Source organism: Enterobacter sp. BIDMC 26, from assembly GCF_000534435.1.
Taxonomy (GTDB): Bacteria; Pseudomonadota; Gammaproteobacteria; order Enterobacterales; family Enterobacteriaceae; genus Enterobacter; species Enterobacter ludwigii.
On record NZ_KI973182.1, the window covers coordinates 2,006,637 to 2,026,247 of the forward strand.

Sequence of the window (19,611 nt, forward strand, 5' to 3'; positions counted from 1 at the left end):
TCCGGGCTCGGGAGTTTACAAAGTCGCTGGCGATTATTAACAACGCTGAAACGCTTGCTGTCCGGAGCTCAGGGGCAAAATCACTTCCGGCAGTGTAATAAAAAAAGCTCCGCGGGTGAATCCACGCGGAGCTTAAAAGTTTATAAATTGTGCCACGAGCTGTGTTAGATCATGTTACCGGTAAAATAACACCTAAGAGGCAGCTGATTATTTTACTCAAACTCATTCCAGGAGCGGCCATCACGGGTGATCATCGCGACGGACGCGACAGGCCCCCAGGTGCCCGCCTGATACGGTTTCGGCGCATCCTGATCCGCAGCCCAGGCTTCGGTGATGGAGTCGACCCATTTCCACGCCTCTTCCACTTCATCGCGACGCACGAACAGCGCCTGGATACCGCGCATGGTTTCCAGCAGCAGACGCTCGTAAGCATCGGCAAGGTGCGTCTGATTGAACGTTTCGGAGTAGCTCAGGTCCAGCTTGGTGGTCTGCAGGTTATGTTTGTGATCCAGGCCCGGCACTTTGTTCAGGATCTGGATGTCCACCCCTTCGTCTGGCTGCAGACGAATGGTCAGTTTGTTCTGCGGCAGCTCTTGCCAGGACTCTTTGAACAGGTTGAGTTCAGGGTTTTTGAAGTAAACGACAACTTCAGAGCATTTGGTCGGCAGACGTTTACCGGTACGCAGGTAGAACGGAACACCCGCCCAGCGCCAGTCATCGATATCCACGCGGATCGCCACAAACGTCTCGGTATTGCTCGCCTTGTTGGCACCCTCTTCTTCCAGGTAGCCCGGCACTTTTTTACCCTGAGCAAACCCTGCGGTGTACTGACCGCGTACCGTTTTCTCACGCACGTTTGAGCGATCGATGCGACGCAGCGACTTCAGCACTTTCACTTTAGCATCACGGATGCTGTCCGCCGTCAGGTCAGACGGTGGAGACATGGCAATCATGCAAAGGATTTGCAGCAGGTGGTTCTGGATCATGTCGCGCATCTGACCGGCCTGGTCAAAGTAACCCCAGCGGCCTTCAATCCCCACCTCTTCGGCCACGGTAATTTCCACATGGTCGATGGTACGGTTGTCCCAGTTATTCACAAACAGGGAGTTGGCAAAACGCAGCGCCAGCAGGTTCAGTACCGTCTCTTTACCAAGATAGTGGTCGATACGGTAGACCTGGCACTCTTCGAAGTACTCGCCGACCTGGTCGTTAATTTCGCGGGAGGTTGAAAGAGAGGTCCCCAGCGGTTTCTCCATCACCACGCGTGCCGGTTTAGCGTTCAGCTTCGCTTCGCCCAGGCCTTTGCAGATTGCACCGAAAGTGCTTGGCGGCATGGCGAAGTAGTTAATGGTGACACGGTTTTTCTGATCCAGCATCGCGCCTAAACGGTTAAACGCGCTGACGTCGTTCACGTCCAGGTTACAGAAATCAAGACGTCCGCTCAGGGTATCCCACAAACTTTCATCAATCTTTTCCTTCATGAAAGTTTCGAGCGCCTCGCGTACGACCTTGGTATAAGCTTCCTTGTCCCAGTCGGCGCGCCCAACGCCCAGGATACGCGTATCCGGATGAATTTGGCCCGCTTTCTCCAGTTGATACAGGGAAGGCAGCAATTTCCGGCGTGCAAGATCGCCTTTCGCGCCGAAAATGACCAGGTCACATGCCTGGGCTGTTTGCGTTACCGCCATGTCATTCTCCTCAGTTGGATCACCTGGTACTTCTGCCAGGTATCGTTGTAATTTTATTACGTTGCACTGTACTGCTTTTACGTCATTCCCGAAACCATTAGCACTTAACCTCGCGTGCGATACCGCGATTTTTTCGCCGTCAGACGCGTGTGGTGGCGGAATCACGCAAAAAGCGTTGATTCTTTGAACTACAGGGTCATAACAAAACCCGACACCGATCAAGTAATGAAAAAAAACAACAACATTATCTTGTCGACTGTTACCCTTTATGGAAGCCACAGGGGTAATATCGGCTAAATCGAATCATGATTTCATGTATTAATGAAATCGTTTCCACCCATGAGCGCCCTGTTAACAATGAACATGCTGGAAAAAATCCAGTTCCAACTGGAACACCTTAGCAAATCCGAGCGAAAAGTGGCCGAAGTCATTCTTGCTGCTCCTGCTCAGGCGATTCATTCAAGCATCGCCGCTCTGGCGCAGGAGGCAGGCGTCAGCGAACCGACGGTTAACCGCTTCTGCCGTAGCCTTGAAACGCGCGGCTTTCCTGATTTTAAACTGCATCTTGCACAAAGTCTGGCAAACGGCACGCCTTATGTTAATCGCAATGTGGATGAAGACGACAGTGTTGATGCCTATACGGCAAAAATATTTGAGTCGGCCATGGCTACGCTGGACCACGTTCGCCAGTCCCTGGATATGAATTCCGTGAACCGCGCGGTGGATTTACTGACCCAGGCCAAGCGCATTGCGTTCTTTGGCCTCGGCTCGTCGGCGGCCGTGGCGCATGACGCCATGAATAAATTCTTCCGCTTTAACGTCCCGGTCATTTATTCCGATGACATTGTCCTGCAACGCATGAGCTGTATGAATTGCAGTGAAGATGATGTCGTGGTACTCATTTCGCACACCGGGCGCACCAAAAGCCAGGTGGAGCTGGCGCAACTGGCGCGTGAAAACGATGCCATGGTTATTGCCCTCACGACGGCGGGCACGCCGCTGGCAAGAGAAGCAACGCTCGCCATCACCCTTGACGTCCCGGAAGACACCGACATGTATATGCCGATGGTCTCCCGTCTGGCGCAGCTCACGGTGATTGACGTGCTGGCAACCGGTTTCACCCTGCGTCGTGGCGCAAAATTCAGAGATAACTTGAAGCGTGTCAAGGAAGCGCTTAAGGAATCGCGTTTTGATAAAGAATTGCTTATGAAAAGCGATGTTCCCTAAATAGTTTAATAACTACGATGTAACGATTTACGGCATTCGGTCCTCTCTCTGTTGCCTTGCAGCAGATGAAGGCCGATTTAATGTTCACGCAACACCAAAGTTGTTTCAGTCAACGGAGTATCACATGTCCAGAAGGCTTCGCAGAACCAAGATCGTAACCACCTTAGGCCCGGCCACTGACCGCGATAACAATCTCGAGAAAATTATCGCCGCGGGTGCCAACGTGGTGCGTATGAACTTCTCTCACGGTACGCCAGAAGACCATAAATTACGTGCCGACAAAGTGCGTGAAATTGCGGCCAAACTTGGCCGTCATGTTGCTATTCTCGGGGACCTGCAGGGTCCAAAAATTCGTGTTTCAACCTTCAAAGAAGGTAAAGTCTTCCTCAATATCGGCGATAAATTCCTGCTCGATGCCAACCTGGGTAAAGGCGAAGGCGATAAAGAAAAAGTTGGGATCGACTATAAAGGTCTGCCGGCTGACGTTGTGCCTGGCGATATTCTGCTGCTCGACGACGGTCGCGTTCAGCTGAAAGTGCTGGAAGTTCAGGGGATGAAGGTATTCACCGAAGTCACCGTCGGCGGCCCGCTCTCAAACAACAAAGGCATTAACAAACTTGGCGGTGGCCTCTCAGCCGAAGCGCTGACCGATAAAGACAAAGCGGATATCGTGACCGCTGCGCTGATTGGCGTTGACTATCTGGCCGTCTCCTTCCCGCGCTGTGGCGAAGACCTGAACTACGCGCGCCGTCTGGCACGTGATGCGGGCTGTGATGCCAAAATCGTTGCTAAAGTGGAACGTGCGGAAGCCGTTTGCGATCAGGACGCGATGGATGACGTGATTCTGGCGTCTGACGTGGTGATGGTTGCCCGTGGCGATCTGGGCGTGGAAATTGGCGACCCTGAGCTGGTGGGGATCCAGAAAGCACTGATCCGCCGTGCACGTCAGCTTAACCGCGCCGTGATCACCGCAACCCAGATGATGGAATCCATGATCACCAACCCAATGCCGACCCGTGCAGAGGTGATGGACGTGGCTAACGCCGTGCTGGACGGTACCGATGCCGTAATGCTTTCTGCAGAAACCGCAGCCGGCCAGTACCCTGCTGAAACCGTAGCCGCGATGGCACGCGTTTGCCTGGGTGCTGAAAAGATCCCAAGCATCAACGTCTCTAAACACCGTCTGGACGTGCAGTTCGACAACGTGGAAGAAGCGATTGCGATGTCTGCCATGTACGCCGCTAACCACCTGAAAGGCGTAACGGCGATTATCACCATGACTGAATCTGGCCGTACCGCGCTGATGACCTCCCGTATCAGCTCCGGTCTGCCCATCTTCGCCATGTCTCGCCACGAGCGTACGCTGAACCTGACGGCGCTGTATCGCGGTGTCACGCCGGTGCACTTCGACAGCACCAACGACGGTGTCGCGGCTGCCCACGACGCCGTGAACCTGCTGCGCGACAAAGGCTATCTGGTCTCCGGTGATATCGTGATTGTGACTCAGGGTGACGTGATGAGCACCATCGGCTCGACCAATACCACTCGCGTATTGACCGTCGAGTAAGCACGCCCCTGTTAAAAAGCCCGCTCTTTTCGGAGCGGGCTTTTTTTATTTCTGCTTATTTCTTCGGGAAAAGCTCTTTGCGTTTGTACGGCTCTGTTTCACCGGGCTTACGCGTTTTGAGCAACTTCAGTATCCACGTGTATTGCTCAGCATGCGGTCCCACCAGAATCTCGACCTCTTCGTTCATTCGGCGTGCAATGGTGTGATCGTCCGCCGTCAGTAAATCATCCATCGGTGGACGCACTTCAATGCTCAGGCGATGGGTTTTCCCGTCGTATACCGGAAACAGCGGAATGACGCGCGCACGGCAGACTTTCATCAGACGGCCAATCGCCGGCAACGTGGCTTTATACGTCGCGAAAAAATCCACAAATTCACTGTGCTCGGGGCCGTGGTCCTGATCCGGCAGATAGTAACCCCAGTAGCCCTGACGCACCGACTGTATAAACGGTTTGATGCCATCATTACGCGCATGCAGACGGCCACCAAAACGGCGACGCACGGTGTTCCAGACGTAATCAAAGATCTTATTGCCCTGGTTATGGAACATTGCCGCCATTTTCTGCCCCTGTGATGCCATCAGCATCGCAGGAATATCCACACCCCAGCCGTGAGGAACGAGGAAGATCACCTTCTCGTTGTTGCGGCGCATCTCTTCGATGATTTCCAGCCCTTTCCAGTCAACTCGCGTCTGAACTTTCTCCGGCCCTTTGAGCGCCAGTTCGGCCATCATCGCCATGGCCTGCGGCGCGGTCGTGTACATGTCGTCAATCAGCGCTTCACGCTCAGCGTCACTCTTCTCCGGGAAACAGTACAGGAGGTTAATCTGCGCACGGCGACGGGCACTTTTACCAAACCGGCCCGCCAGGCGGCCTATTTTTCCCAGTACCGGATCGCGAACTGAGGCAGGTAACATCGCAATCCCCGCAAATGCGTAAACGCCAAGCCAGGCACTCCAGTTGCGCGGGTGGCGAAAAGATTTTTCAAACTCAGGAATGTACTCAATATTGTTTTTTTGGGTTTCCATGCTGGTTCCAGGGTCTGGTGACGCAAAATTTCATTCAGATAGTGTAGCGAGGCAGCCGCTCGCGCACAAAACAAAAAGCCGGCACATACTGAGGCCGGCTTTTTCACAAAACAGAGGGCTTAATCAAAGCGCAGCTGCGGAATCACCTCTTTCACCTGCGCCAGGTAATCGGAACGATCTTTACCTGTCAGGCCTTCGGTACGCGGCAGTTTCGCCGTAAGCGGGTTCACTGCCTGTTGGTTAATCCATACCTCATAGTGCAAATGCGGCCCGGTAGAGCGCCCGGTATTCCCGGAGAGCGCGATACGGTCGCCACGTTTCACTTTCTGTCCCGGCTTAACCAGTAGCTTACGCAGGTGCATATAGCGGGTGGTGTAGGTACGACCATGACGCACCGCGACATAATACCCGGCTGCACCGCTACGTTTTGCAATCACCACTTCGCCATCACCCACAGCCAGCACAGGTGTCCCCTGCGGCATGGCAAAGTCAACGCCACGGTGCGGCGCAACACGCCCGGTGACCGGGTTAAGACGGCGCGGGTTAAAGTTGGATGAAACACGGAATTGTTTAGCCGTCGGGAAGCGCAGGAAGCCCTTCGCAAGCCCGGTACCGCTGCGGTCGTAGAACTTACCGTCTTCAGCACGAATGGCGTAGTAATCTTTGCCATCAGAGCGCAGACGCACGCCCACCAGTTGGCTCTGCTCACGCTTGCCGTCAAGCATTTCACGGGACATGAGAACGGAGAATTCATCGCCTTTCTTCAGTTTGCGGAAGTCCATTTGCCACTGCATGGCTTTAATTACCGAGCTGATTTCGGCGCTGGTCAGCCCCGCATCGCGCGCGCTGGAGACGAAGCTTGCGCCTACGGTCCCTTTCATCACGCTGTTCACCCAGTCGCCTTTCTGCATTTCACTGGTCATTTTGAAACCGTTTGCAGTGCGATCGTAGGTGCGGGTTTCGCGACGGGACATCTCCCAGGTCAGGCGTTGCAGATCGCCATCAGCGGTTAACGTCCAGGAGAGCTGTTGACCAATTTTCAGGTTACGAAGATCTTTATCAGCCGCAGCCAGCTGGCTGATGTTTCCCATGTCGATACCGTACTGGTTCAGAACGCTGCTTAACGTATCACCCGTCGAAACGACATATTCGTGGATCCCCGCTTCATTCTCGGTTTTATCGTCCAGCTCATCCTGCGGGATGGCTTCATCTTCCTGAGCCGCCTGGTCGATAGGTTCACTGGCCTCAGGGAGGAGAGAGCGGATCTCGCTCTTCTCAAGCTCGATGGTTTTGATGATTGGGGCAGAACTCGGATGGTAAACATAGGGCCGCCAGACGGCGACCGCTAACGTGAGAACTGTAAGAGACCCCAGCATAACGCGATGGGGTCGAGGCAGATTGTTAAATGCCAGGGCGACAGAGCGGGCTATCTGTTGCACGTATTCACTTCCTCGTTAATCTCCTTTCAGGCAGCTCGCATACTGGTTCGCCAGTTGGCTGAGAAACTGCGAATAGCTCGCTTTGCTCAACTGGATATTCGTTCCTAGCGGGTCAAGGGTTCCCATGCGCACGGATGTTCCCCTGGCCACGGCTTCTACGACCACTGGCCTGAACTGTGGCTCAGCAAAAACGCATGTCGCTTTCTGCTCAACCAACTGTGTTCTGATTTCATGTAAACGCTGCGCACCAGGTTGAATTTCAGGGTTGACGGTAAAGTGCCCCAGCGGGGTCAGGCCGTAGTGTTTCTCGTAATAGCCATAGGCGTCATGAAAAACGAAATACCCTTTTCCTTTCAACGGTGCGAGCTCATTACCCACCTGCTTATCGGTTGCGGCTAATTGTGCCTCAAAATCCTTCAGGTTGGCGTCTAGTTTGGCTCGACTTTGCGGCATAAGTTCCACTAATTTGTCATGGATTGCAACCGCCGAAAGCCGCGCTATCTCTGGGGATAGCCAAAGGTGCATGTTGTACTCGCCATGATGGTGATCCCCATCACCTTTTTCGCCATCGGCGTGTCCGGCATCATGTTCATCACCGTCGTCGTCAGCCCCTTTCATGAGCAACGGTTTCACGCCCGGGAGTTCGGCAATGGCGACCTGTTTTTCGCCCGGTACCTGTTTTGCCGACTTCTGCATAAACGCTTCCATCTCTGGACCAATCCATAGAACTAAGTCCGCGTTTTGTAAGCGTTTTACATCAGATGGACGCAGGGAATAATCATGCTCGGAAGCCCCATCAGGGAGCAGAACCTGGGTGTCAGTGACCCCATCTGCAATCGCGGAAGCAATGAAACCGAGCGGTTTAAGCGAAGCGACAACAGCAGCGTTAACATCTTGTGCTGTTGAACCCCAAAGGGCAGCGGATAATGCTGCGAAAAGAAGCGTATTTTTATGTAACATAATGCGACTAATCATCGTAATGAATGCGTGGGATGTGATATTATAACATTCGTTGACTTCTGCAAGCTTAAATTGACATGACAACTTTGGTTTCTCTCGACAATATTTCGGTCTCATTTGGCCAACGCCGCGTCCTCTCTGACGTGTCGCTGGATCTGAAACCCGGCAAAATTCTGACGCTGCTCGGCCCCAATGGCGCAGGGAAATCCACCCTGGTGCGCGTGGTGCTGGGTCTGGTAACACCTGACGAAGGGATTATCCGCCGTGAGGAAAAATTACGCATCGGCTATGTACCGCAAAAACTCCACCTCGACGCCACGCTGCCGCTGACGGTTAGCCGCTTCCTGCGTCTGCGCCCCGGGACTCATAAAGCCGATATTCTTCCGGCGCTGAAACGCGTGCAGGCAGGCCATCTGATTGATGCCCCGCTGCAGAAACTGTCCGGGGGTGAAACCCAGCGCGTATTGCTTGCCCGCGCCCTGTTGAGCAGCCCACAGCTTCTGGTGCTGGATGAGCCGACGCAGGGTGTGGACGTCAATGGTCAGGTCGCACTTTACGATTTAATCGACCAGCTACGCCGCGAACTCAACTGTGCGGTGCTGATGGTTTCCCACGATCTCCATCTGGTGATGGCCAAGACCGACGAAGTGCTGTGCCTTAACCATCACATCTGCTGTTCCGGCACGCCGGAAGTGGTGTCAATGCACCCTGAATTCATCTCCATGTTCGGCCCTCGCGGCGCTGAGCAACTGGGAATTTATCGCCATCATCACAATCACCGCCATGATTTACAGGGACGAATTGTCCTGCGTCGGGGAAATGGACACTCATGATTGAACTGTTACTGCCCGGCTGGCTGGCCGGGATTATGCTTGCCTGCGCCGCGGGCCCGCTGGGCTCGTTTGTGGTGTGGCGCAGAATGTCCTATTTTGGCGATACGCTGGCACACGCGTCTCTGCTGGGCGTTGCCTTTGGCCTGTTACTGGACGTGAATCCCTTCTACGCGGTGATTGTGGTTACGCTGCTGCTGGCCGCAGGGCTGGTATGGCTGGAAAAGCGCCCTCACCTCGCCATCGATACGCTGCTTGGTATTATGGCCCACAGCGCCCTGTCGCTGGGTCTGGTGGTCGTGAGCCTGATGTCGAACATTCGTGTTGATCTGATGGCCTACCTGTTCGGTGACCTGCTGGCCGTGACGCCTGAAGATCTGATCTCCATCGCCGCTGGTGTGGTGGTCGTGCTGGGTATTCTGCTCTGGCAGTGGCGTAATTTGCTGGCGATGACCGTCAGCCCGGATCTGGCGTTTGTCGACGGCGTGAAGCTGCAGCGCGTGAAGCTGTTGCTGATGCTGGTGACGGCGTTAACGATTGGTGTGGCGATGAAATTCGTCGGCGCGCTGATCATCACTTCCCTGCTGATTATCCCCGCGGCCACTGCGCGTCGTTTTGCCCGTACGCCGGAGCAAATGGCCGGTGTCGCGGTTATCATCGGGATGATTGCGGTAACGGGAGGGTTAACCTTCTCTGCGTTCTACGATACCCCTGCCGGCCCGTCTGTGGTGCTGTGTGCGGCGCTGCTGTTTATCTTCAGTATGATGAAGAAGCCTGCAAGCTGATCGCCTCTCCCCTCTCCCACCCGGGAGAGGGGACCTCTGCTACGGCATCGCTGGCGGGGTAATACCAAAATGGTTCCACGCCCGCACCGTTGCCATACGACCGCGCGGGGTACGTTGCAAGAAACCCTGCTGGATCAGATACGGCTCAAGCACATCTTCAATTGTCTCGCGCTCTTCACCAATCGCTGCCGCCAGGTTATCCAGTCCGACCGGACCGCCAAAGAACTTATCCAGTACCGCCAGCAACAGCTTACGGTCCATGTAGTCAAAGCCTTCGGCATCCACATTCAGCATATCCAGCGCCTGCGCTGCAATCTCAGCCGAGATCGTGCCATCGTGCTTTACTTCGGAAAAGTCACGTACGCGACGCAACAGGCGGTTCGCAATACGCGGCGTCCCCCGGGAGCGCTTCGCTACCTCAAACGCCCCTTCCTCGCTCATCTCCAGCCCCATATAGCGGGCACTGCGGCCAACGATATGCTGAAGATCCGCAACCTGATAGAACTCCAGACGCTGAACGATACCAAAACGATCGCGAAGCGGAGAGGTCAATGACCCGGCGCGCGTCGTCGCGCCAATCAGGGTAAACGGAGGCAGATCGATTTTGATGGAACGTGCTGCCGGACCTTCACCGATCATGATGTCCAGCTGGTAATCTTCCATCGCCGGATAGAGCACCTCTTCCACAACCGGCGACAGACGGTGGATCTCATCGATAAACAGCACGTCATGCGGTTCAAGGTTGGTCAACATTGCCGCCAGATCGCCCGCTTTTTCCAGCACCGGGCCAGAAGTTGTGCGCAGGTTAACGCCCATTTCATTGGCGACAATGTTCGCCAGCGTGGTTTTCCCCAGACCGGGAGGGCCAAAAATCAGCAGGTGATCGAGTGCATCGCCGCGCAGTTTTGCCGCCTGAATGAAGATCTCCATCTGAGAACGAACCTGCGGCTGGCCAATATACTCATCAAGCAGTTTCGGGCGGATGGCGCGATCCACCACGTCTTCTGCCTGAAGGGTGCCTGCCGATACCAGGCGATCTGCTTCAATCATCCTTTACCTCACAATGCCGCGCGTAGCGCTTCACGAATCAGGGTTTCACTGCTGGCATCCGGTTTGGCAATTTTGCTCACCATCCGGCTGGCCTCCTGAGGTTTATATCCCAGCGCCACCAGCGCAGCAACCGCTTCCTGTTCAGCATCGTCAGAGGCTTGCGCGCCCGGCGAGGTAAGCACCAGATCAGCGGCTGGCGTAAACAGATCGCCATGCAGACCTTTAAAGCGGTCTTTCATCTCGACAATCAAACGCTCCGCGGTTTTCTTGCCGATACCCGGGAGTTTAATCAGCGCAGCAGGATCTTCGCGTTCAACGGCATTGACGAACTGTGGAGCGGACATGCCGGACAAAATAGCCAGCGCCAGCTTCGGCCCGACGCCGTTGGTTTTGATCAGCTCGCGAAACAGCATCCGTTCCTGTTTGTTATTGAAGCCATACAGCAACTGGGCATCTTCACGCACCACAAACTGGGTAAAGACAATCGCCTCTTTGCCCGCGTCCGGCAACTCATAGAAGCAGGTCATCGGCATATGGACTTCATAGCCCACGCCACCGACTTCCAGCAGCACTAACGGGGGTTGTTTTTCAATGATGATGCCTCTGAGTCTGCCTATCACGTGACGCTCCTGCGTTCTGGAAGAAATTAACTGCCGACATAATAAAAAAAGGCTGGATAAACATCCAGCCTGATTTGTCATTATCGTAACCTGCCTCGCGCCAGATTAAGCCGCGATTCGCTCATCTGAACCGCGTTCTGGCTTATATGACAGTGGGTAATGGCTATCGCCAGCGCATCGGCGGCGTCTGCCTGCGGGTTCGCGGGAAGCTTCAGGAGCGTGCGCACCATATGCTGCACCTGACTTTTCTCCGCGCTACCAATCCCCACGACGGTCTGTTTGACCTGTCTGGCTGCGTATTCGAACACCGGAAGATCCTGATTCACTGCCGCAACAATGGCGACGCCCCGTGCCTGACCCAGTTTTAACGCTGAATCAGCGTTTTTCGCCATAAAGACCTGCTCGATGGCAAAAAAGTCGGGCTGAAACTGGGTGATGATCTCCGACACGCCAGCATAGATTAGCTTCAGGCGCGACGGCAGATCGTCCACTTTGGTCCGAATACAGCCGCTGCCAAGGTAGGTTAACTGGCGCCCTACCTGCCGGATGACGCCATAACCGGTGACGCGCGAGCCGGGGTCAATCCCGAGGATAATAGACATCACGCGTCTCCCGTAAACGGTTTATACGCTCTCATCAGAGAGTCGCTGCAACCTCATCAGAGATTTCACCGTTATGATACACTTCCTGCACGTCGTCGCAGTCTTCGAGCATGTCGATCAGACGCAGCAGTTTAGGTGCCGTTTCCGCATCCATGTCCGCTTTGGTTGACGGGATCATGGAGACTTCAGCATTGTCTGCTTTCAGACCCGCCGCTTCCAGCGCGTCACGTACCGCGCCCATCTCTTCCCACGCGGTGTAGACGTCGATTGCGCCATCATCATAGGTCACAACGTCTTCTGCACCGGCTTCCAGCGCCGCTTCCATGATTACATCTTCGTCGCCTTTCTCGAAGGAGATGACGCCTTTTTTGCTGAACAGATAGGCCACGGAGCCGTCAGTGCCCAGGTTACCACCGCATTTGCTGAAGGCATGACGCACTTCCGCTACGGTACGGTTACGGTTGTCGGACAGACATTCAACCATCACCGCCGTACCGCCAGGACCGTAACCTTCATAAATGATGGTTTCCATGTTCGCGTCTTCATCACCGCCTACGCCACGTGCGATAGCACGGTTCAGGGTGTCACGCGTCATGTTGTTGGACAGGGCTTTATCCACTGCCGCGCGCAGACGCGGGTTAGACGCCGCATCGCCGCCGCCCAGACGTGCCGCTGTAACCAGCTCACGAATAATTTTGGTGAAGATCTTACCGCGCTTGGCATCCTGTGCCGCTTTGCGGTGTTTGGTGTTGGCCCACTTACTATGACCTGCCATAAAAATTTCCTCAAAGAGCGCGCCTTTTCAGGCTACGTTAATTACAAATTCTTCAATCGCCTGCCGGTTGCTCCACGATTTGGTCAGTGCAGCGGCATCCGCCGCATCCACCCAGCGGTAGGTCAGGTGTTCGGTAAACACGATCTCCCGTTCATGGGGGAGCGCGAGACAGAACCACGATTCCGTATTGCGCTCAATACCCGGCGCATAGCGATGACGTAAATGGCTAAAAATTTCAAACTCCACCGTGCGCTGACAGTCCTTCAGGGTCAGTTGCTCGCAAGCAACGTCAATGGTGACCTCTTCCTTTACTTCGCGCGCGGCGGCCTGCGACGCGGTCTCCCCCTCTTCCAGGCTGCCGGTAACCGACTGCCAGAAATCAGGGTCATCGCGCCGCTGCAACATCAGCACCCGTTTCGTATCTTCTGCATAAATGACAACCAGAACCGAAACGGGACGCTTATACTGCATATTATTCGTTCTCCGAAATCTCTTTTGAAGCTTTCGGAAGCACCTGAATGCCCAACTCAGCCAGCGCGGCCGGGTTGGCAAAGCTTGGGGCTTCCGTCATCAGACAGGCCGCAGCCGTGGTTTTCGGGAAGGCGATAACATCACGAATGTTGTCGGTGCCGGTCAGCAGCATGGTCAAACGGTCAAGACCGAATGCCAGACCCGCGTGTGGCGGCGTACCGTATTTCAGGGCGTCCAACAGGAAGCCGAATTTCTCGCGCTGTTCGTGCTCGTTGATTCCCAGAATACCAAACACGGTTTGCTGCATTTCGCCGCTGTGAATACGCACGGAACCGCCACCCACTTCGTAGCCGTTGATAACCATGTCATACGCGTTTGCTACCGCATCTTCCGGTGCCGCTTTAAGCTCTGCCGCCGTCATGTCTTTTGGCGAGGTGAACGGGTGGTGCATTGCGGTCAGGCCGCCTTCACCGTCGTCTTCGAACATTGGGAAGTCGATTACCCACAGCGGAGCCCATTTGCTCTCGTCCGTCAGGCTCAGGTCTTTACCCAGCTTCAGGCGCAGCGCGCCCATTGCGTCAGCAACGATTTTCTTGTTGTCTGCGCCAAAGAAGATCATGTCGCCATCCTGTGCGCCGGTGCGCTCGAGGATCGCTTCCACGATTTCCGCGTTCAGGAATTTCGCCACCGGGCTGGTAATGCCTTCCAGACCTTTCGCACGTTCGGTCACTTTAATATAGGCCAGACCTTTCGCGCCGTAGATCTTGATGAAGTTGCCGTAATCGTCAATCTGCTTACGGCTCAGCGCCGCACCGCCCGGTACACGCAGGGCAGCCACGCGACCTTTTGGATCGTTAGCCGGGCCGGCAAATACCGCGAACTCAACGGATTTCACCAGGTCTGCAACGTCCACCAGCTCCATCGGGTTACGCAGGTCTGGTTTGTCAGAGCCGTAGCGACGTTCAGCTTCAGCGAAGGTCATGATGGGGAAATCACCCAGTTCCACGCCTTTCACGTCATTCCACAGACTGCGCACCAGGGCTTCCATCACTTCACGCACCTGCTCGGCCGTCATGAAGGAGGTTTCCACATCGATCTGGGTAAATTCTGGCTGACGGTCAGCACGCAGGTCTTCGTCGCGGAAGCATTTTACAATCTGATAGTAGCGATCGAAGCCGGACATCATCAGCAGCTGTTTGAACAGCTGAGGAGACTGTGGCAGCGCGTAGAATTTGCCTTTGTGTACACGGGATGGAACCAGGTAATCGCGCGCGCCTTCCGGCGTGGCTTTGGTCAGCATCGGGGTTTCGATGTCGAGGAAACCGTGGTCATCCATAAAGCGACGCACCAGGCTGGTGATTTTCGCACGGGTTTTCAGGCGCTGAGCCATTTCCGGACGACGCAGGTCCAGATAGCGGTATTTCAAACGCGCTTCTTCAGTGTTGACGTGGTTGGAGTCCAGCGGCAGCGCTTCAGCACGGTTGATGATAACCAGATCCGACGCCAGCACTTCAATTGCGCCGGTCGCCATGTCTGCGTTAACGTTTTTCTCGTCACGCGCACGTACGGTGCCGGTGACCTGAATGCAGAACTCATTACGCAGCTCAGAAGCCAGCTTCAACGCATCTGCGCGATCTGGGTCGAAGAACACCTGAACGATACCTTCGCGGTCGCGCATATCGATGAAGATAAGGCTCCCAAGATCACGACGACGATTGACCCAACCACACAGGGTTACCTGCTGTCCAACGTGGGACTGACGCAACTGCCCGCAATATTCTGTACGCATGAGATATCCCTTAATTAGCCGCAGGCTAAATGTCGCCTGGAATGCAGGCTACTATGTCGCAGCTTTCTGTATGTCACAACTGGATGAAAAAAGGCGGCTATTATACTGGAAATTCCGCCAGACGATAAGAGCGAACCACGGCCAGACGGTCGTTTGCTGCGCGCTTATTGCGTATTCTCACAAAAATTAACAAAATTATCCGACCGATAACAGGTCATTACGTCGTAAGGTGTAGCGGAAGCGACTCATTTCACTGGAGTTACCATGTTAACACTTAATGCCCGCAAAACCGCGCTTGTGGTGATTGATTTACAGGAAGGGATCCTGCCGTTTGCCGGAGGCCCGCACAGCGCCGAAGATGTTGTCAGCCGCGCCGCGCGTCTGGCAGAAAAATGCCGTGCCAGCGGTGCCCCTGTGATCATGGTGCGCGTTGGCTGGTCAGCGGATTTCGCTGAGGCCTTAAAACAGCCTGTCGATGCTCAGGTTGCAGCACATTCACTACCTGAAAACTGGTGGACCTATCCGGTTTCGCTCGGCAAACGGGACAGCGATATCGAAGTGACCAAACGCCAGTGGGGCGCATTCTACGGCACCGATCTTGAGCTGCAGCTGCGTCGGCGCGGTATCGACACCCTGATTCTCTGTGGGATCTCCACCAACATTGGCGTGGAATCCACCGCCCGAAACGCCTGGGAACTAGGCTTTAACCTGGTGATTGCTGAAGATGCATGCAGCGCAGCGTCTGCGGAGCAGCACCAGGGCAGTATGACCCACATCTTCCCGCGCATTGGCCGCGTGCGTAGCACGGACGACATTATAAGCGCCCTATGATCTACCTTGGCCTGCCCCAGTGGTCGCACCCGAAATGGGTGCGCCTGGGTATTACCAGCCTTGAAGAATATGCCCGTCATTTCAACTGCGTCGAGGGCAATACCACCCTCTACGCGCTACCCAGAGCAGAGATTGTTGAGCGCTGGCGCGACCAGACGACCGATGATTTCCGCTTCTGCTTCAAGTTTCCGGCGACGATCTCCCACACCGCTGCGCTGCGAAACTGCGGTGATTTGACCGACGAGTTCTTTGGCCGGATGTCGCCGCTGGCGAACCGCATCGGTCAGTACTGGTTGCAACTTCCGGCCACCTTTAGCCCACGTGACCTGCCTGCGCTATGGCAGTTCCTTGATACCCTGCCCAAGGACTTTACCTACGGCGTTGAGGTGAGACATGCGGCGTTTTTTGCCAAGGGAGAGGCTGAAACGGCGCTTAACCGTGGCTTACATGCGCGCGGGGTGAACCGGGTGATTCTCGACAGCCGTCCCGTGCACAGCGCCATCCCGCATAACGAGGCCATCATTGATGCCCAGCGTAAAAAGCCCAGAGTGCCTGTTCACGCCGTGGTCACCGCGCAAAACCCGATGGTCAGGTTTATCGGCAGCGATAATATGCAGCAAAACCAGGAGATGTTCGCCGTCTGGCTGCAAAAATTAGCAAAATGGGAGCAAACCACCACGCCGTATCTCTTTCTCCATACGCCGGATATCGCTCACGCCCCCGAACTGGTCGATGTTCTCTGGCAGGCCTTGCAGGCTGCGGTTCCGTCTGTAGGCAGCGCCCCTTCTATCCCACAACAATCTTCTCTTTTCTGATATCAGCCCCTATCATAGGAAGGTGCCATCTGCCAAAAACAGGGAGTTAGTATGGTCAGCGCGCTGTATGCGGTGTTAGGTGCATTACTGCTGATTAAGTTTTCATTTGATGTTGTGCGCCTGCGAATGCAGTACCGTGTTTCTTACGGTGACGGTGGTTTTTCTGAGTTACAAAGCGCTATCCGCATTCACGGTAACGCGGTTGAGTACATCCCCGTTGCGTTAATTTTGCTGCTGTTTATGGAAATGAACGGCGCGGAAACCTGGATGGTGCACGTCTGCGGCCTGCTTCTGATTGCCGGCCGGTTAATGCATTATTACGGCTTTCACCACCGCTTGTTCCGCTGGCGTCGTTCCGGCATGAGCGCGACCTGGTGTTCGCTTTTGCTGATGGTGCTGGCTAACCTTTGGTATATGCCGTGGGAGTTGGTTTTCTCCTTCCATTAGCGCACAATACGCCACTTTATTTTTCCCGGATTTTTACGTTATGTCAGATCGCGACACGCTTTTTTCCGCGCCTATCGCCAGCCTGGGCGACTGGACCTTCGATGAACGGGTAGCCGAAGTCTTCCCGGATATGATCCAGCGCTCTGTTCCCGGTTATTCTAATATCATCTCTATGATCGGCATGCTGGCTGAGCGTTTCGTTCAACCCGGCACGCAGGTATATGATCTGGGCTGCTCGCTCGGCGCGGCAACGCTGTCTGTTCGTCGTAACGTTCACCATGAAGGCTGCAAAATCATTGCCGTCGATAACTCCCCGGCCATGGTGGAACGCTGCCGTCGCCACATCGACGCGTATAAAGCCCCGACGCCAGTCGAGGTTGTGGAAGGTGATATCCGTGATATCGACATCAATAACGCGTCGCTGGTAGTTCTGAATTTTACTCTGCAGTTCCTGGTGCCTGAAGACCGTCAGCTGTTGCTGGACAAAATTTATAAAGGCCTGAAACCCGGTGGCACGCTGGTGCTGTCCGAGAAATTCAGCTTTGAAGATGCCGAAGTGGGTGAGCTGCTGTTCAATATGCACCACGACTTCAAACGGGCCAACGGCTATAGCGAACTGGAAATTAGCCAGAAACGTAGCATGCTCGAAAACGTGATGCTGACGGACTCCGTCGAAACCCATAAAGCACGCCTGCGTCAGGCAGGCTTCGAGCACAGCGAACTGTGGTTCCAGTGCTTCAACTTCGGCTCGCTGGTGGCGCTGAAAGGTGGGGACATCGCATGATCGAGTTCAGTAATTTCTATCAGCTGATTGCCAAAAACCACCTCTCCCACTGGCTGGAGACACTGCCTGCACAAATTGCTGCCTGGCAGCGGGATCAGCAGCATGGTCTGTTAAAGCAGTGGTCCAACGCGGTGGAGTTTCTGCCGGAACTGACCCCGCACCGTCTGGATCTGCTCCACAGCGTTACCGCGCAAAGCGAAACGCCGCTTCCGCCCGGGCAGATAAACCGCATTGAAACGCTGATGCGTAACCTGATGCCGTGGCGCAAAGGTCCGTTCTCACTCTACGGCGTTAACATTAATACTGAATGGCGTTCTGACTGGAAATGGGATCGCGTGCTGCCTCACCTTTCCGACCTGACCGGGCGAACCATTCTGGATGTTGGCTGCGGCAGCGGTTACCACATGTGGCGCATGATTGGCGCAGGGGCGCATCTGGCGGTGGGGATTGACCCTATGCAGCTGTTCCTGTGCCAGTTTGAAGCGGTGCGTAAATTGCTGGGTAACGACCAGCGCGCGCACCTGCTGCCGTTGGGTATTGAGCAGCTCCCTGCCCTGAAGGCGTTTGACACCGTGTTTTCGATGGGTGTCCTGTACCACCGCCGCTCCCCACTCGAACATCTGTGGCAGCTGAAAGATCAGCTGGTCAGCGGCGGCGAGCTGGTGCTGGAAACGCTGGTGGTAGAGGGTGATGAGAATACCGTTCTGGTGCCGGGCGATCGCTATGCGCAGATGCGGAACGTTTACTTTATCCCTTCCGCGCCGGCGCTGAAAAACTGGCTGGAGAAGTGCGGTTTTGTGGATGTCCGTATTGCCGATGTTTGCGTAACGTCAACTGAAGAACAGCGTCGCACCGACTGGATGATCACCGAATCGCTGGCGGAATTCCTCGATCCGGCAGACCACAGCAAGACTGTCGAAGGGTATCCTGCGCCAATGCGCGCGGTGTTGATCGCGACGAAACCGTAGATTCCCCCGGTCCTATTCCCAAAGGGCGAGGGAGAAAAGACCGCACCGTACTGTCCCCTCTCCTCTTTGGGGAGAGGGTTAGGGTGAGGGGGCATAAAAAAAGGCCCCTGTTGAAATTGCAGGGGCCTGGTACAAGCAAGCATCATATTGGGCGACATGATGCGCGGTAAAAATCGGTACGTTGCTACACGTGATGACGTTCAATCATCGATTTCATTACCGCAACCGACGCTCCCTCTACACCGTAGCGTGAGTACTCATCCGCTTCAGCATCCGTCGACATTGACAACCCTGTGTTGCGATAACGCATGGGCGATGGCATCCATTTGCCCGCAGAGCTGTGAAGCTCCTCTACCCCGGCGTTTAAAAACAGTTCCATATTGCTGGCACGCACTCCCGCACCCGCCATTATTATTGGAACACCGGAATGTGCTTTTAGTTCCGTAATTAATTGCAGTCCTTTTTCAGCAGAGGACTGCTGACCCGATGTCAGGACCCGCGCCACGCCAAGTTCAGCAAGAATATCAAAGGATTGCAGAGGATCTTTACACATATCAAACGCGCGATGAAAAGTGACCGCCATCCCTTTTGCCGCGTTCATGGCCTGACGCATGCGCGGCAGATCGACATTGCCGTCTTCATCAAGCAACCCAATAACCAGGCCGGGGAATCCCAGATCGCCAACGAGAGTGATATCTTCAAGCATGGCACTGAACTCGCCCGGCGTGTAACAGAAATCGCCGCCGCGAGGACGAATAATCGGGTGTACCGGAAGGGTGACAGCCTGACGGGCAGACTTCAGCATCCCGTATGAAGGCGTTAATCCACCCTCTTTGGGTGCGGCGCACAGTTCAATGCGGTCTGCCCCGTGCTGTTGCGCGGTGACGGCACACTCCACGCTGTAACAACAAATCTCCAGCAGCGCCATAACATCCT

The 19,611-nt window shown here is 54.9% G+C and carries 20 protein-coding genes; 9 read left to right on the forward strand and 11 right to left on the reverse strand.

Annotation, left to right across the window (positions count from 1 at the left end; all coding sequences use genetic code 11):
- Window positions 1-212 precede the first annotated feature (212 nt).
- Window positions 213-1,688, reverse strand: coding sequence for a glucose-6-phosphate dehydrogenase (gene zwf, locus L462_RS13865; protein ID WP_020883401.1), 1,476 nt, complete (start codon window positions 1,686-1,688; stop codon window positions 213-215).
- A 357-nt stretch (window positions 1,689-2,045) separates the two neighbouring features.
- On the opposite strand from zwf, the gene L462_RS13860 reads away from it, so the two are divergent.
- Window positions 2,046-2,915 carry a MurR/RpiR family transcriptional regulator gene (locus L462_RS13860; RefSeq protein WP_025203851.1) on the forward strand — a complete coding sequence of 290 codons (870 nt, stop codon included), beginning with the start codon at window positions 2,046-2,048 and terminating at the stop codon, window positions 2,913-2,915.
- Between the two features lie 124 nt (window positions 2,916-3,039).
- Window positions 3,040-4,482: a pyruvate kinase gene (pyk, locus tag L462_RS13855; protein WP_020883399.1), complete on the forward strand. Its 1,443-nt coding sequence runs from the start codon at window positions 3,040-3,042 to the stop codon at window positions 4,480-4,482.
- Between the two features lie 55 nt (window positions 4,483-4,537).
- On the opposite strand, the gene lpxM is transcribed toward pyk, so the two are convergent.
- The 3 genes from lpxM to znuA form a co-directional block, all read right to left on the reverse strand.
- Window positions 4,538-5,509, reverse strand: coding sequence for a lauroyl-Kdo(2)-lipid IV(A) myristoyltransferase (gene lpxM, locus L462_RS13850; RefSeq protein WP_032678429.1), 972 nt, complete (start codon window positions 5,507-5,509; stop codon window positions 4,538-4,540).
- A 119-nt stretch (window positions 5,510-5,628) separates the two neighbouring features.
- Window positions 5,629-6,948 carry a murein DD-endopeptidase MepM gene (gene mepM, locus L462_RS13845; protein ID WP_014170636.1) on the reverse strand — a complete coding sequence of 440 codons (1,320 nt, stop codon included), beginning with the start codon at window positions 6,946-6,948 and terminating at the stop codon, window positions 5,629-5,631.
- A 15-nt stretch (window positions 6,949-6,963) separates the two neighbouring features.
- Window positions 6,964-7,908 carry a zinc ABC transporter substrate-binding protein ZnuA gene (znuA, locus tag L462_RS0123550; RefSeq protein WP_032679708.1) on the reverse strand — a complete coding sequence of 315 codons (945 nt, stop codon included), beginning with the start codon at window positions 7,906-7,908 and terminating at the stop codon, window positions 6,964-6,966.
- A gap of 77 nt (window positions 7,909-7,985) precedes the next feature.
- Here znuA and znuC point away from each other — a divergent pair, with 77 nt between their 5' ends.
- Window positions 7,986-8,741, forward strand: coding sequence for a zinc ABC transporter ATP-binding protein ZnuC (gene znuC, locus L462_RS13840; protein WP_020883396.1), 756 nt, complete (start codon window positions 7,986-7,988; stop codon window positions 8,739-8,741).
- Entirely contained in the window at window positions 8,738-9,523 is a 786-nt protein-coding gene (gene znuB / locus L462_RS13835) for a zinc ABC transporter permease subunit ZnuB (RefSeq protein ID WP_014170639.1), read from the forward strand. The genes znuC and znuB overlap by 4 nt, the downstream gene beginning before the upstream one ends.
- A 39-nt stretch (window positions 9,524-9,562) precedes the next feature.
- On the opposite strand, the gene ruvB is transcribed toward znuB, so the two are convergent.
- The 6 genes from ruvB to aspS form a co-directional block, all read right to left on the reverse strand.
- Window positions 9,563-10,573, reverse strand: coding sequence for a Holliday junction branch migration DNA helicase RuvB (gene ruvB, locus L462_RS13830; protein WP_014170640.1), 1,011 nt, complete (start codon window positions 10,571-10,573; stop codon window positions 9,563-9,565).
- 8 nt (window positions 10,574-10,581) lie between these two features.
- The gene (gene ruvA / locus L462_RS13825; protein WP_020883395.1) at window positions 10,582-11,193 is read right to left on the reverse strand and encodes a Holliday junction branch migration protein RuvA; all 612 of its coding nucleotides are present in this window, start codon (window positions 11,191-11,193) and stop codon (window positions 10,582-10,584) included.
- Window positions 11,194-11,273: 80 nt separating this feature from the next.
- Window positions 11,274-11,795, reverse strand: a complete 522-nt coding sequence (gene ruvC / locus L462_RS13820) for a crossover junction endodeoxyribonuclease RuvC (RefSeq protein ID WP_025203848.1) — start codon at window positions 11,793-11,795, stop codon at window positions 11,274-11,276.
- Between the two features lie 34 nt (window positions 11,796-11,829).
- Window positions 11,830-12,570: a YebC/PmpR family DNA-binding transcriptional regulator gene (locus tag L462_RS13815; RefSeq protein WP_014170643.1), complete on the reverse strand. Its 741-nt coding sequence runs from the start codon at window positions 12,568-12,570 to the stop codon at window positions 11,830-11,832.
- A 27-nt stretch (window positions 12,571-12,597) separates the two neighbouring features.
- Complete coding sequence (nudB, locus tag L462_RS13810; protein WP_014170644.1) at window positions 12,598-13,041, reverse strand: dihydroneopterin triphosphate diphosphatase; 444 nt, start codon at window positions 13,039-13,041, stop codon at window positions 12,598-12,600.
- Window position 13,042: 1 nt separating this feature from the next.
- Window positions 13,043-14,830: an aspartate--tRNA ligase gene (gene aspS / locus L462_RS13805; protein ID WP_032678430.1), complete on the reverse strand. Its 1,788-nt coding sequence runs from the start codon at window positions 14,828-14,830 to the stop codon at window positions 13,043-13,045.
- Between the two features lie 264 nt (window positions 14,831-15,094).
- Between aspS and L462_RS13800 the strand changes: the two genes are divergently transcribed.
- The 5 genes from L462_RS13800 to cmoB are packed head-to-tail and all read left to right on the forward strand — an operon-like array spanning window position 15,095 to window position 18,675.
- The gene (locus L462_RS13800) at window positions 15,095-15,661 is read left to right on the forward strand and encodes a hydrolase (RefSeq protein ID WP_032678431.1); all 567 of its coding nucleotides are present in this window, start codon (window positions 15,095-15,097) and stop codon (window positions 15,659-15,661) included.
- Complete coding sequence (locus L462_RS13795; protein ID WP_020883392.1) at window positions 15,658-16,476, forward strand: DUF72 domain-containing protein; 819 nt, start codon at window positions 15,658-15,660, stop codon at window positions 16,474-16,476. Before L462_RS13800 ends, L462_RS13795 begins: the two co-directional genes overlap by 4 nt.
- Window positions 16,477-16,527: 51 nt before the next feature.
- Entirely contained in the window at window positions 16,528-16,923 is a 396-nt protein-coding gene (locus L462_RS13790) for an MAPEG family protein (RefSeq protein ID WP_020883391.1), read from the forward strand.
- A 40-nt stretch (window positions 16,924-16,963) separates the two neighbouring features.
- A complete protein-coding gene (gene cmoA / locus L462_RS13785) occupies window positions 16,964-17,707 on the forward strand; it encodes a carboxy-S-adenosyl-L-methionine synthase CmoA (protein WP_032678432.1) in 744 nt (247 codons plus the stop codon).
- Window positions 17,704-18,675 carry a tRNA 5-methoxyuridine(34)/uridine 5-oxyacetic acid(34) synthase CmoB gene (gene cmoB / locus L462_RS13780; RefSeq protein ID WP_020883389.1) on the forward strand — a complete coding sequence of 324 codons (972 nt, stop codon included), beginning with the start codon at window positions 17,704-17,706 and terminating at the stop codon, window positions 18,673-18,675. The genes cmoA and cmoB overlap by 4 nt, the downstream gene beginning before the upstream one ends.
- A gap of 184 nt (window positions 18,676-18,859) precedes the next feature.
- Here cmoB and cutC read toward each other — a convergent pair whose 3' ends face one another.
- Window positions 18,860-19,603 (reverse strand): copper homeostasis protein CutC, encoded by a 744-nt coding sequence (gene cutC / locus L462_RS13775; protein WP_032678433.1) that lies wholly within the window; start codon window positions 19,601-19,603, stop codon window positions 18,860-18,862.
- Window positions 19,604-19,611: the final 8 nt, after the last annotated feature.